At 63.4% G+C, this 12,317-nt stretch carries 14 protein-coding genes; all 14 read right to left on the bottom strand.

What is annotated here, in order from left to right:
• The 14 genes from AC1Q9M_RS06225 to AC1Q9M_RS06290 all read right to left on the bottom strand — a co-directional run bounded on the left by AC1Q9M_RS06225 (position 1) and on the right by AC1Q9M_RS06290 (position 11,821).
• Positions 1-879 carry a branched-chain amino acid ABC transporter permease gene (locus AC1Q9M_RS06225; protein WP_291113842.1) on the bottom strand — a complete coding sequence of 293 codons (879 nt, stop codon included), beginning with the start codon at positions 877-879 and terminating at the stop codon, positions 1-3.
• Between the two features lie 87 nt (positions 880-966).
• The gene (locus tag AC1Q9M_RS06230) at positions 967-2,160 is read right to left on the bottom strand and encodes an ABC transporter substrate-binding protein (RefSeq protein WP_291113839.1); all 1,194 of its coding nucleotides are present in this window, start codon (positions 2,158-2,160) and stop codon (positions 967-969) included.
• 65 nt (positions 2,161-2,225) lie between these two features.
• The gene (locus AC1Q9M_RS06235) at positions 2,226-2,936 is read right to left on the bottom strand and encodes an ABC transporter ATP-binding protein (RefSeq protein WP_382323339.1); all 711 of its coding nucleotides are present in this window, start codon (positions 2,934-2,936) and stop codon (positions 2,226-2,228) included.
• Entirely contained in the window at positions 2,936-3,718 is a 783-nt protein-coding gene (locus tag AC1Q9M_RS06240; protein WP_382323340.1) for an ABC transporter ATP-binding protein, read from the bottom strand. Before AC1Q9M_RS06240 ends, AC1Q9M_RS06235 begins: the two co-directional genes overlap by 1 nt.
• A gap of 198 nt (positions 3,719-3,916) precedes the next feature.
• A complete protein-coding gene (lysA, locus tag AC1Q9M_RS06245; RefSeq protein ID WP_382327326.1) occupies positions 3,917-5,206 on the bottom strand; it encodes a diaminopimelate decarboxylase in 1,290 nt (429 codons plus the stop codon).
• Positions 5,207-5,237: 31 nt separating this feature from the next.
• The gene (gene lptM / locus AC1Q9M_RS06250; protein WP_492432933.1) at positions 5,238-5,492 is read right to left on the bottom strand and encodes an LPS translocon maturation chaperone LptM; all 255 of its coding nucleotides are present in this window, start codon (positions 5,490-5,492) and stop codon (positions 5,238-5,240) included.
• Positions 5,455-6,171, bottom strand: a complete 717-nt coding sequence (locus AC1Q9M_RS06255) for a recombinase family protein (RefSeq protein ID WP_492432935.1) — start codon at positions 6,169-6,171, stop codon at positions 5,455-5,457. The genes lptM and AC1Q9M_RS06255 overlap by 38 nt, the downstream gene beginning before the upstream one ends.
• Positions 6,062-7,039, bottom strand: a complete 978-nt coding sequence (locus AC1Q9M_RS06260; RefSeq protein WP_492432937.1) for a rolling circle replication-associated protein — start codon at positions 7,037-7,039, stop codon at positions 6,062-6,064. Before AC1Q9M_RS06260 ends, AC1Q9M_RS06255 begins: the two co-directional genes overlap by 110 nt.
• A gap of 1,050 nt (positions 7,040-8,089) precedes the next feature.
• On the bottom strand, positions 8,090-8,980 hold the full coding sequence (locus AC1Q9M_RS06265; RefSeq protein WP_492432939.1) for a zonular occludens toxin domain-containing protein: 891 nt from the start codon (positions 8,978-8,980) through the stop codon (positions 8,090-8,092).
• Position 8,981: 1 nt separating this feature from the next.
• Positions 8,982-9,311, bottom strand: a complete 330-nt coding sequence (locus AC1Q9M_RS06270; RefSeq protein ID WP_492432941.1) for a DUF5455 family protein — start codon at positions 9,309-9,311, stop codon at positions 8,982-8,984.
• Between the two features lies 1 nt (position 9,312).
• The gene (locus tag AC1Q9M_RS06275) at positions 9,313-10,707 is read right to left on the bottom strand and encodes a hypothetical protein (protein ID WP_492432943.1); all 1,395 of its coding nucleotides are present in this window, start codon (positions 10,705-10,707) and stop codon (positions 9,313-9,315) included.
• 90 nt (positions 10,708-10,797) lie between these two features.
• Positions 10,798-11,010 carry a hypothetical protein gene (locus AC1Q9M_RS06280; RefSeq protein WP_492432945.1) on the bottom strand — a complete coding sequence of 71 codons (213 nt, stop codon included), beginning with the start codon at positions 11,008-11,010 and terminating at the stop codon, positions 10,798-10,800.
• Positions 11,011-11,285: 275 nt separating this feature from the next.
• Positions 11,286-11,465, bottom strand: a complete 180-nt coding sequence (locus AC1Q9M_RS06285) for a hypothetical protein (protein WP_492432947.1) — start codon at positions 11,463-11,465, stop codon at positions 11,286-11,288.
• Positions 11,462-11,821: a hypothetical protein gene (locus tag AC1Q9M_RS06290; protein WP_492432948.1), complete on the bottom strand. Its 360-nt coding sequence runs from the start codon at positions 11,819-11,821 to the stop codon at positions 11,462-11,464. Before AC1Q9M_RS06290 ends, AC1Q9M_RS06285 begins: the two co-directional genes overlap by 4 nt.
• Between the last annotated feature and the right edge of the window lie 496 nt (positions 11,822-12,317).

Raw genomic sequence — 12,317 nt, forward strand, 5'->3', positions numbered from 1 at the left:
TCACTTTTCCTTGCCGAACAGGCCGGCCGGCCGGATCAGCAGCACGATGGCCATGATGACGAAGACCACGGTGGACGAGGCCTCGGGATAGAAGACCTTGGTCAGTCCTTCGATGACGCCCAGGCCCAGGCCGGTGAGGATGGTGCCGAGAATGGAGCCCATGCCTCCGATCACCACCACGGCAAAGACGATGATGATGAGGTTCTGCCCCATGAGCGGGGACACCTGCATGATGGGCGCGGCCAGCACGCCGGCCAGGCCCGCCAGCGCCACGCCAAAGCCGTAGGTCAGCGTGACCATCAGCGGCACGTTGATGCCGAAGGCTTCCACCAGCCGGGGGTTCTCGGTGCCCGCGCGCAGGTAGGCGCCGAGCTTGGTCTTTTCGATCACGTACCAGGTGGCGAAACACACCACGAGCGAGGCCAGCACCACGAAGCCGCGGTAGTTCGGCATCACCATGAAGCCCAGGTTGGTGGCGCCCGAGATGGGGGCGCTGTAAGGCAGGCCCGAGACCCCGTAGGCCGAGCGAAGCACGCCTTCCAGCATCAGCGTGAGGCCCAGCGTGAGCAGCAGGCCGTAGAGGTGGTCCAGGCGGTAGATCCAGCGCAGGAAAAGCCGTTCGATGACGATGCCCACCACGCCCACGGCCAGCGGGGCGAGCACGATCATCACCCAGAAGTTCAGCTCTAGGTAGTTCATGCCCATCCAGGTCAGCACCGCGCCCAGCATGAACAGCGCGCCGTGCGCGAAGTTGATGACGTTGAGCAGGCCGAAGATGACCGCCAGCCCCAGGCTCAGGATGGCGTAGAACGAGCCGTTGACCAGGCCCAGCAACAACTGGCCCAGCAGGGCGGACAAGGGTATTCCGAAGAAGTCCATCGGCAGGGCGTGGGTTGGGGGTGGGTGAGGTCAGGCCGTGTGGACAGGGACACCCGCGGGCCGCGGCCCGCGGGTGTCCCGCTCAGATCACTTCCAGAGCTTGCACTTGGAGTCGGCCTTGGTCGTGAAGACCGAATCGCCCGGCAGCGTGGCGGCCACCTTCATGTAGTCCCACGGCTTGGTGGACTCGGCGGGCTTCTTCACCTCCAGCAGGTACATGTCGTGCACGTAGCGGCCATCGGGGCGGATGTTGCCCTTGCCGAAGAAGTCGTTGATCGGCATCTTCTTGAGCTGTTCCATCACCTTGTCGCTGTCGGTGGTCTTGGCTGCTGTCACCGCTTTCAGGTAGGTGGTGGTGGCCGAGTAGTTGGCGGCCTGGATGCTGGTCGGCATGCGCTTGGCCTTGTCGAAGAACTTCTTGGCGAACGCACGGCTCGCATCGTCCTTGTCCCAGTACCAGCTGTCGGTCAGGTACATGCCCTGCGTGTCTTTCAGGCCCAGGCTGTGCACGTCGGTGATGAACATCAGCAGGCCCGCCAGCTTCATTGTCTTGGTGATGCCGAATTCGCTCGCGGCCTTGATCGAGGCGATGGTGTCGCCGCCCGCGTTGGCCAGGCCGAGGATCTTGGCGCCCGAGCTCTGGGCCTGCAGCAGGAAGGAGGAGAAGTCCGAGGTGTTGAGCGGCGCGCGCACCGCACCCTTCACGGCACCGCCGGCCGCCTTCACGACGTTGCCGGTGTCGGTTTCCAGCGCGTGGCCGAAGGCGTAGTCGGCCGTCAGGAAGAACCAGTCCTTGCCGCCCTGCTTGACGATCGCACTGCCGGTGCCCTTGGCCAGGGCCACGGTGTCGTAGGCGTAGTGCACGGTGTAGGGAGAGCAGGCGTCGTTGGTGAGCGCGGACGAGCCCGCGCCGTTGACGATGTACAGCTTCTTCTTCTCTTCGGCCACCTTGGCCGTGGCCAGGGCGGTGCCGGAGTTGGTGCCGCCGATCATGACGTCCAGGCCCTGAGTGTCGATCCATTCGCGGGCCTTGGAGGCCGCGATGTCGGCCTTGTTCTGGTGATCGGCGCTCAGCAGCTCGATGGGCTTGCCCAGCACCTTGCCACCGAAGTCGTCGATGGCCATCTGGATCGCCATGGCGCCGTTCTTGCCGTCCACGTCGGAGTACAGGCTCGACATGTCGGTGGTGAAGCCGATGCGCACTTTGTCCTGTGCGTGGGCGGCGGTGAACAGCCCCGCGGCACCCAGTGCCAGGGTGAGCAGTTTGACGGTGTGTTTCATGCTGTCAGTCTCCGTTGAGGTGGCGGTTGGGGGGAAGCGGTGATCGGTGAACGGGGTGAGGGCGCTCAGACGCCCAGCAGCTCGTGAAGAACGGGCATCTTTTCGGTCAGCTGGGAGGCGCTGAAGTGCTCGACCATGCGGCCGTGCTCCATCACGTAGAAGCGGTCGGCCAGCGGGGCGGCGAAGCGGAAGTTCTGCTCCACCATGACCACGGTGTAGCCCTTGCTCTTGAGCATCTTGATCATGCGGGCCAGGGCTTGCACGATCACGGGAGCGAGGCCTTCGGAGATCTCGTCGAGCAACAGCAGGTGGGCGCCGGTGCGCAGGATGCGGGCCACGGCCAGCATCTGCTGCTCTCCGCCGGACAGGCGCGTGCCCTGGCTGTGGCGGCGCTCGGCCAGGTTGGGAAACATCTCGTAGATGTCGTCCACCGACATGCCCTTGCCCGAGCCCTTGAGCGTGGGGGGCAGCAGGAGGTTTTCCTCGCACGAGAGGCTGGCGAAGATGCCGCGTTCCTCGGGGCAGTAACCGATGCCGTGGCGTGCGATGCGGTGGGTGGGCAGGTGGATGAGCTCCTGCCCGTTGCTCTGGATGGAGCCCTTGCGCGAGCCGGTCAGGCCCAGGATGGCGCGCAGCGTGGAGGTGCGCCCCGCGCCGTTGCGCCCGAGCAGGGTGACGACCTCGCCCGGTTGCACGACCATGTCCACCCCATGCAGCACATGCGATTCGCCGTACCAGGCCTGCAGGTTCTTGATCTCGAGCGCCGGTGCGGTCATCAGTGCGCTCCCTGGAGCTGGCCGTCGGTGGTGCCCATGTAGGCCTCCATCACGGCGGGATTGCCAGAGACCTGGGCGTACGAGCCCTCGGCCAGCACGGCCCCGCGTTGCAACACCGTGATCGTGTCGGCGATGTTCGAGACCACGCCCATGTTGTGCTCCACCATCAGGATGGTGCGGCCGGTCGCCACCTTCTTGATGAGCTGGGTCACGCGGTCCACGTCTTCGTGACCCATGCCCTGGGTGGGTTCGTCCAGCAGCATCAGCTCGGGCTCCATGGCCAGGGTGGTGGCGATCTCGAGCGCGCGTTTGCGGCCGTAGGGCAGGTTGACCGTGGTCTCGCGCGCGAAGTCCTGCAGGCCGACTTCGGTCAGCAACTGGTGGGCCCGTTCGTTGAGCTGGTTGAGAGAACGTTCGCTCTTCCAGAAATGATAGGCCGTGCCCAGCTGGCGCTGCAGGCCGACGCGCACGTTCTCGAGCACGCTCAGGTGAGGAAACACCGCTGAGATCTGGAAGGAACGGATGATGCCGCGGCGCGCGATCTGCGCCGGTTGCTCACGCGTGATGTCCTGGCCGTTGAACAGGATCTGGCCTTGCGTTGGCTCCAGGAACTTGGTCAGCAGGTTGAAGCACGTGGTTTTGCCGGCGCCATTGGGTCCGATCAATGCATGAATCGCCCCGCGCTGGACGCGCAGATTGACGTCGTTGACCGCGGTGAAACCCTTGAAGGACTTGGTGAGCTGGCGAGTTTCCAGAATGGTGTCGCTGGTCTTGTCGTGCATGGGATGGGGGCGCTTCCAGAAGGCCGTCGGGCCATGTTGCTGTGCACAATGTCGACGGATTCTGGAGGACTCGATCTGCACGGCCTATAGGTGCAAACACCGAGGGGAGTATGGCGGCCCGCTGCACCATGAGCGGGCACGCGGCTTGGCGCCGCGTGCATTCATGCAAGGGTGTCGCGCTCGAGACGGCGCGAGAGGTCAGAGCAGGCGCTCGAGCCGTGTCTGGTCGGCCAGGGATTCGCGCGCGCGGATCAGGTGCGCGTGTGCACCATCCACCAGCACTTCCGCCGCGCGGCCCCGCGTGTTGTAGTTGCTGGCCATGCTCATGCAGTACGCGCCCGCCGACAGCACGGCCAGCAAGTCACCCGCCTGCACCGCGAGCGCGCGGTCGCGGCCGATCCAGTCGCCGCTCTCGCACACAGGGCCCACCACGTCCCAGGTCGGTGTGTCTTCTGAGGCGCGCGGTGCGACCGGCACGATGCGGTGAAACGCCTGGTACATCGCCGGTCGCGGCAGATCGTTCATGGCCGCGTCCACGATCAGGAAGTTCTTCTGCTCGCCGGGCTTGAGGTACAGCACCTCGGTGAGGCACACGCCGGCATTGCCCACCAGCGAGCGGCCGGGCTCGATGCAGATCTGGCGGTCGCCGAAACCCCGCGCGTCCAGGCGTTGCAGCAGGGCGCGCCAGAGCACATCGGCTTCCGGTGGGTTGTCACCCTGGTAGTCGATGCCCAGGCCACCGCCGAAGTCGATGTGTTCGATCGGCACGCCGGCCGTTTCGATCTGTTCCACGAGGTCGAGCACGCGGTCCATGGCGTCGAGGTAGGGGCCGGTCTGCGTGATCTGGGAGCCAATGTGGCAGTCGATGCCGACCACGCGCAGGCCAACGCACGCGGCGGCGTGCTGGTAGGTCGACAACACGTCCTCGTGCGCGATGCCGAACTTGTTGCCCTTGAGGCCGGTGGAAATGTAAGGGTGAGTCTGTGCGTCCACGTTGGGATTGACACGGATGCTCACCGGTGCGCGCAGGCCCATGCCCCGGGCCACCTCATCGAGCACGTCGAGCTCGGCGCGGCTTTCCACGTTGAAACAACCGATGCCCACGGAGAGCGCCTGGCGCATCTCGGCGCGCGTCTTGCCCACACCGGAAAAGATGACCTTGGCCGGATCGACGCCCACCGCCAGGGCGCGTTCAAGCTCGCCGCCCGAGACGATGTCCAGCCCGCAGCCCGCGGCCACCAGGGTCTGCAGGATCGCCAGCGATGAATTGGCTTTCATGGCGTAGCAGATCAGGTGCCGACGCCCGGCCAGACCACGCTGGTACGCGGCCAGCGCTTGCAGCATGGCGGCGCGGCTGTACACGAACAGCGGCGTGCCATGCTCGCGAGCCAGCGCGGCCAGAGACACGCCCTCGACCATGAGTTGCTGGTCCTGGTAGGTGACGAAGGGCGGCAACGGGGTGGCGGGCAGGCCGGCGAGTGTGGTCATGCGAGCGGTGCGAAGCGAAGAGGGCGGCGGATCAACGCTGCGCTGGGGTGGTGGGCGTCTCGGCAGGAGCCGTTGGAGCGGGGGCTGATGACTTCTTGGGCGCGGGCGCGTTGGGATCGGGCAGGTACAGGGGGCCCTTTTGGCCACAGGCTGCGAGCACCAAGGCGCTCACGGCGATGGCCATGCCACGCGAGGGGCCGACAGCCCGACCTAGAATGCGTTTCAAACCAAACATCGACGCATTGTACTTATCGACCCCTACGCTTGCGCACCAAATACGGCGCATCTGGCCGCACTACGCGATAGATAGCGTACTTCGCCACGCCTAGCCCAACCTCGAATTTTTGGGCGGCCTCACGGTAGGTCACCCCGCCCCGTTGAAAGTACGCAACAAGATCAGCCTCACGCTCAGGGCAAAGCGTACGACTTGGCCCCCAGGTCTTCCCCCGAGCCCTCGCAGCAGCCTGACCAGCCATGACCCTCTCGCGAATGATTGACCGCTCTAGCTGCGCCACCGCGCCGAGGATTTGAAGCACGAAAGTACCCATGGCCGAAGACGTGTCAATGGGTTCTGTCAACGACCGGAACGCAGCACCACGCGCCTCGATCTGACCGAGCAGGGACAGCAAGTCACTGAGGCTTCGAGCGAGCCGATCGATCTTCCAAACAACCAACGTGTCGCCGGGCTTTAGGGACCGGAGCGCACGTTGCAGCTGCAGCCGCTTCCCGACCCCACTCGCCTTGTCTTGGTACACCGTATCGACGCCAGCAGCGCCGAACGCATCCAACTGAAGCCGGGTGTCCTGATCGGACGTCGAGACCCTTGCGTAGCCTATGAGCACGGCAACCTCCTGTTCATTGTGGACCGGCATGTATATCCGCCAAAGCGCCGTTATCAGGCTCGGAAAAGAGGCACCAATACTTGCCAAATCCCCACACGGAGTGGCGCACAACGCGGTGGCCATCGGGCAGATGAAACGCTAGCTCCATTGCATCAATAAGGCGCATCCAGGGCAGGTCAATCACGCGAGGCTTGGGCGGCGTGATGCCCTGCGATGAACCCCAACGCTTGCGACCAGTCGGCCCGGTCGCGTGGTCTTTCGTGAGGTACTTCGACACGTATGCAGCCATGCGTGCCAGCGAGGCGAAACCACGAGCTGCGCGCCCCTTCTTGCGGTGGCCATCAACGTCGATATTGCCCTCACCAACGATGCCGCGCCACGCCCGCCGAAGGTAGTCCCACGACCGCACCATGACCATGCGCGCGTGCTTGCCACGACCCTCAGGCACCCACATGTACACCGGCAGTTTGCGGATGGCTGCATGCACGTGCCACGCACCGCGCTTCTGCTCTTCAAACGAGAACACGCAAGCCCATTCCTTCAGCAACGGCGCGATCTTCCGCATGAACGCAGCCCAGTCTCGGCGCATGCGGTCGAAATCCTGCATGTTCTCTCTGTAGGTGCATGTCAGCAGTGATTCGAAGCCGGCGTGCTTGATCTTGTGCGAGCACTGTTGCTTCGCTCGGCGCGCATTCCTCTCAAGGTCGCGCAACCGCTGCGCCTCAAGCCGCTCCTGCTCCATCAGGGTGCCGCTTTGATCGATGGGTGGGTCAGCCCACACATCGGCATCCGCTGGATCGTCAGGATCGCCCATGGGCACATAGACCAGTTTCGGCCAGAGCTTGTGCTCAAGCTGGCCGGTGAGCGGGCTCTCCCAGACCTTGTAGCGCCAGCCTGATTCGAAGACCTCGCAGTGCAACCCGTTCTTCACCACATAGTTCCCACGGGCTGCGGGTTTACCGTCGTTGCCCATCACGACATAATTGGCCATGGCACGAAGCTCCATTTCGTTGCTGTCACGACCCCCGATGCGTTCCAGGCATGCGGGGGTCACTTTTTTTCTCACGGCCCTGCGGGCCGAACTTCCCTTCAGGCCACCGGTTCTTCAACCGTCGAGATGTGACCTATTGATAAATCTAGGCGGCGCTGCGCGCCGCCGCTGCTGCCGCGCGGCGGCGTCCTGCACCACCTCGCTCCACCAACTGGTGGCGCCGGCACCCTTGGCGCTAGCGCCCGCCGTGGACAACCCACCCGACCACACCCTGAAGGTGTGGACGGCCCCTGCGGGGTGCGTGGGTTGACCACAGCTCCCCGATGTACGCCTACGGCCTGACGCGCTGCGCTTGCCAAACAGCCGTTTTTTTCAAAAACTTTGAATGCGGGTGCGGGCTCCCTTGGCGTTGGCCGAGAGCGCTCTATTTCGCAAGGCCCGGGAAACCGCTTCGCTCTTTTTTCCCGGCCCTTGCGAAAACCGCTTGTGGGCGTACCACCAGAACAGCCATTGCTTGGCAAGCACGCATCCCCTGGGCCTGTTATCAGCCACCACGCCCGTGGACCGCTAGAGGGCGCGCAGAGGCCCGCAGGGGCATCGCATAGGGGTAGGCCTTGGCACAGGCCCGTTGCGTGGCTGGCGATGGCGTAGCGGCCTGTGCGTCCCAGTGCGTTGACATGGGGCGATGCCCCATACCCCCAGGCGTTGGCCGACAGCGCTCTTTTCCACAGGCAGACCGGAAAGCCTTGCTTTCCTAACCTGCCTGCGGAAACCGCTTGCGGGTTACAGCAGCACATCAGGCGGAGGAGGCGGCGCGATGCACTGGACGCTACTCACGCCAGCCACCCAACCGAGGTGGTGTGCGTTGTCAAGTGCGCGCCCTACACGAACCCACGTGAGCACGCCTAGCCCAATCACCACGCTCAACAGCGCACCGACACAACGCACTGCCCTAGGTGAAAGTTCAAAGCTCATCCAGGTGACCCGCCAGCTTCGACGCCGCCCAGTACACGACGCCGGCGAACACCACGAACATGACGATGTTCCCGATCATGCGACCCCCACACGCATGCGAGAAGCCATCACCGCGAGCTTCCACGCCTCATCCGGGGGCCGGCTCTCCAAACGCGCGATCAGCGGAGTCTTAGGCTTCAGAACACGAGGCGTCGGATCATCGCGCCAGATCATGCGCTGCACGAAATTGCGTTGCTTGGTGGTCTGCACTGTGTACCTGCCTTTCAGATGCCACGCGCTAAGCATGCTGTACGGCCCTGCGCGCTGTTCGCCATGGAAGTTAGGGTCGCGCGGATCGCGGGCCCAGTCGCGGAACTCCTGCAGGGTGTCGTAGCCTTCGTGCAGATCAGTGCCCTTGAACCAATCGCGGTCGACCACAAACCCAGGCAGTTCGATCAACGTGGTGGTAGCGATGTGCAGGCCCTTGAGCTTGCCCGCCTTACCGAGCAGCGCACCCACCACAGGGATGCGCAACTTGTCGGCACGCACCAGCCGCACGGAATACTCGACAAGGCCAGACCGCACCTGCCGATCGATCATTTCAAGGTCCTGCACGATGAAGTACACGTGCCACCGGCGCTTGCGGGCGTGAATGATGAAGTCGATAAACGCCGCACGATCAGGCGACGTGTGCGACCGCGCATTGAGCCAGGACCCAAGCTCATCGAGCACCATGATTCCGTAGCGGTCCTCGTCGTACTTGTCCTCGTCGCTCGACCCCGGCCCGATAGCCATGAGGTCGGCGGCTGTCGGCTTGTCCGGCACACGGATGGCCGTGGCGCGACTGTCAGGAGGCAAGAGCTTGTCAAGGAACAGATCGCAGTTCGTTGCAACGCGCAATTCATTGCGCATGTGCACGCGCATCTTGTTGACGGTGAACTTTCCCTTGCCAACACCGAGCTTGCCCTGAACAACATAGTTCGACACGTCAACCTGCCTTCGCAAACAAGATGATCAGATCGCGTTGCCAACGGTAGGCCATGACCGCAGTCCAAACTGTGATGTACGCTGAAATCACGAAGGGCGCGGCAGGAGGAATGACCATCGCCAACGCATTGACAAACATCGCCGGGACACCGGTCACATACGTATTCAGCGCGAGCAGCGTAGACCGCATCAGCACGAACAGACCAAGGGTGAGAGCAGACGACATCGCGACAGCGGCAAGGCCAAACGCCACCTTGCGGCTGACCCACTGGACGAGGTAAGCGACCAGCCCACCGAAGATGTTGACGAGAAGGCCACCGAGTTGCGGCATGTCAAGACTCCCGACCGGTCATGGCGGAGGCCACGAGCCCAGTAACAGCGAACATGCCGAAGCACACCCACAGAAAATTCAGAATGCCGTCAGCCACGGGCTTGAACTGGCACATGTCGAGCGTGACGACATGCGAACCGAAGAACTCGGGGAGCGTGAACATCACCCAGGGCTCACAGGTGCGGTCAACGATCCAGACAGGCACGATGCCCCAGCCAGCATCCCCCGCACTGTCGCGAGCGGTGGCGAGACCCGCAAGCCGCGCGTCCAGGGCCGCCCCCAGTTCGGTGCCTGAGCCGAGGTTTGCGCCGTCCGGTGTACCGGTCTCGTCGACCTTGACGTTACATGCAGGAAGCGGAGGCGCACCACACACCGCCTTTGCGTCTTCGCCATCCTGCCCACTCTCGCCACGGACCCCAGTACCACCACGGCCAACCGCAGAGGATGCAGGGCCGCCCGCATTGCCACCAGAACCGGTTGTAGGCGTGCGATCTGCCCCGGTAGACCCCGACCCAGGCCCCGAGGCAGGCTTCACGCCCGCGGACGGATTTCCAGCGACGGTAGGACTATTGGGGGCCGCATTGGAGGGGAGTGGGTTCGAGGCAGTGCCGACGCAAACGGTCTTGCCGTTGACCTCGCCGACGAAACCAGGGCAGGCCGCGTTAGGCGTGGTGGGCGAAGCAGCACTGTCGCCAGCGCCGCTGGCCTCCCCAGTGACCACCATCGTGTAATCGCAGCTTAGCCGGTAGAGCCCCTGCGTGGTGGGCTCCTGAGAGCGGTAGCACCGATCGATCGCAGTGATATTGCCCACGCAAACACCATCGTTGTAATCGTAAATCCCTTGCGGAGGACCAACGCTGCTCACAACGTCATCTGCATCAGCATTCGTGCCCCTAGCCCACCCTTCCGTGCGGTTGAATGTCCGCCCCTTACCGACCTCGCATTGAGCGTTCACACAGGCGTTGCCGTGCTGGTTGTAGCCACTGTTGCAGAAGCACTTAGTACCTGCCCCAAGCGTCGAATTGGAGGGGCAAGAATTCACTGTGCGAAGAGAAACACTGTTTAGCACCACCTCCACGCCTGTAGCAAGCCGGGTAGCGTAACAACTGAAGGCATCTACGCGCCAAGGCTGACCAAACGTCCCGGTCTGGGTAGATGGGTGCGCGGCAAGGGCCGCATGAGCGCTTGAATACCACCCATAACCGCAGTTGTATTCCGTGGTCGAGGTTGGGTTGATCTGTGCGTGCGCCACAGAAGGCGTCAGCAACGACAGCATGAGCGCACCGACCGCGACATACATGCACCAACGAAGAGCACCAGCGAGGCCGCACACGGCAGCGCAGAGGCTGCAACGTGCATCAAGCGCGGCAATGCGGCGAGGTTGTGTCATTTCCATGTGTAAAGACTCCGGGAGCGCTTGCAGATGGAAACAGAGGTGGAGTGCGCGTCGACCGCTCGGCGGCCTAGCGCACCCCACCCCTGCGCGTCAGGCTTTGCCGGCCAGGCGCTTGATGAACTTCGCACCGACGTTCCAGGCCACGCTGGCGCTGGCGATGCCGATGTAACCCGCACCACCGAGCGCAACCACGAGCAAGATCAGCGCGATGGCATCCGCGATGCCCGTGCTGATCGGGGCAGGGACGGTGACACCCTGGGCCATGGCGCCACCGGCGACCACCATCAGCGCGAGGCCGGCCATCAACTTTTGCTTTGCTTTGTTTCCGTTCACAGGGAACCTCTCTTTCGCCGGAAAACGCCGGTACGTATCAGGCGTGAGTGCCTAGATTCTTGATAACGCGGACAGCAACGCCGACCTTCACACCGGCCCAGTACGAGGCAACAAGGCCACCGAGAAACATGAGCGTGAAGTCTGTGAGGCTCACAGCGACCGCCCGTCTCGATAGCCCATCACAGCCGCGAAGAAGCACGCTGCGACGGCCACCACGATCACGAGAGGGGAAAGATCGACTTCCATCACTTGCCCCTGAAAGCGCCGCCTTGCTGCACGTACGAATCCCACTGGGTAGCTGGGTATGCGGGGATCAGTTCCTGGCGCGAGTGCATGTCTTGACGTACGTGCGTGTTCTCGATCACATAGGCCGAGCACGCACCGAGCAGTGCAACGACGATCAGCACAGCGACGAGGTTTTTCACTTCGCGGCTTCCTTGCTGGGCGGCAGCGGCAGCAGGGCGGTGAGCACGGACTCGATGCGACCGTTCATGAAGTTCGTCTTCATGGCGAAGGTGCCGGTGTAACGACCGGGGTTCAGCTTGCCCTGCAGATCCTTGGGGATGTCGAGCACGCCGACCGTATCGACGTTGCCGGCGGCGTCGATCAGCGCGGCCTGCGCGGTGTGGATTTCGTAAGGCTGGCCGGTCTTTTTGGACGTGCCGCGCTTCACTTCGTCGAGCTTGAAAATTTGGATGGTCGATTGCATGGTGATTTCCTCGGTGGGAGCAGCAGGAGCGCTGCCGAGGTGCCTGCGCGCAAGCACCTGGGCAAGGCTCATGGCTCACCCATGGGACCGCCGCAGCGCGGGCACTTGGCGCGCGAGACGTAGGCGTGAAAACCGCACTTGCGGCAGATGAGAAGGCGGAGCCAAGTGAGGACATGCTTCATGCGACACCCCGACCAATGAGGTGACCAGCGCCAGCGCGAAGCACTGAGTCAGGCACGAATCGCCCGAGCCCATGCTGGCGAAACACAGACCGCGACGTCGTGTAGCTGAAGTAGTCAGCGGGGATGGAAAAGGTGGCCCCCTGCGCCTTCACAGCCCGGGGAGCCCGCAAAGGTCGCGGGGCCGATTCTTGTGACGCAGAGGGCCGAACTGGAGGAAGGGGGTGGTGCATTGCGGGCTCCTGTTAAAGTTGGATAACCGTTGCGGATATCCAACACAAACGGATATCCAAAATGGTTAACCGAGACAGTAACCAAATTGGATAGGAGCGTCAACATGTTTCAGCAGTGCCTCGACCGAATTGATGCAAATGCGACACGCGAACTGG

It is taken from the genome of Hydrogenophaga sp. GW823-FHT04C09 (assembly GCF_058796355.1).

What these genes read in the sequence shown, in the direction of transcription:
- AC1Q9M_RS06225 (WP_291113842.1), bottom strand. Translation starts at nt 879, where the DNA reads ATGGACTTCTTCGGAATACCCTTGTCCGCCCTGCTGGGCCAGTTGTTG.
- AC1Q9M_RS06230 (WP_291113839.1), bottom strand. Translation starts at nt 2,160, where the DNA reads ATGAAACACACCGTCAAACTGCTCACCCTGGCACTGGGTGCCGCGGGG.
- AC1Q9M_RS06235 (WP_382323339.1), bottom strand. Translation starts at nt 2,936, where the DNA reads ATGACCGCACCGGCGCTCGAGATCAAGAACCTGCAGGCCTGGTACGGC.
- AC1Q9M_RS06240 (WP_382323340.1), bottom strand. Translation starts at nt 3,718, where the DNA reads ATGCACGACAAGACCAGCGACACCATTCTGGAAACTCGCCAGCTCACC.
- lysA (WP_382327326.1), bottom strand. Translation starts at nt 5,206, where the DNA reads ATGACCACACTCGCCGGCCTGCCCGCCACCCCGTTGCCGCCCTTCGTC.
- lptM (WP_492432933.1), bottom strand. Translation starts at nt 5,492, where the DNA reads ATGCGCCGTATTTGGTGCGCAAGCGTAGGGGTCGATAAGTACAATGCG.
- AC1Q9M_RS06255 (WP_492432935.1), bottom strand. Translation starts at nt 6,171, where the DNA reads ATGGCCACCGCGTTGTGCGCCACTCCGTGTGGGGATTTGGCAAGTATT.
- AC1Q9M_RS06260 (WP_492432937.1), bottom strand. Translation starts at nt 7,039, where the DNA reads ATGGCCAATTATGTCGTGATGGGCAACGACGGTAAACCCGCAGCCCGT.
- AC1Q9M_RS06270 (WP_492432941.1), bottom strand. Translation starts at nt 9,311, where the DNA reads ATGCCGCAACTCGGTGGCCTTCTCGTCAACATCTTCGGTGGGCTGGTC.
- AC1Q9M_RS06275 (WP_492432943.1), bottom strand. Translation starts at nt 10,707, where the DNA reads ATGGAAATGACACAACCTCGCCGCATTGCCGCGCTTGATGCACGTTGC.
- AC1Q9M_RS06280 (WP_492432945.1), bottom strand. Translation starts at nt 11,010, where the DNA reads ATGGCCGGCCTCGCGCTGATGGTGGTCGCCGGTGGCGCCATGGCCCAG.
- AC1Q9M_RS06290 (WP_492432948.1), bottom strand. Translation starts at nt 11,821, where the DNA reads ATGAGCCTTGCCCAGGTGCTTGCGCGCAGGCACCTCGGCAGCGCTCCT.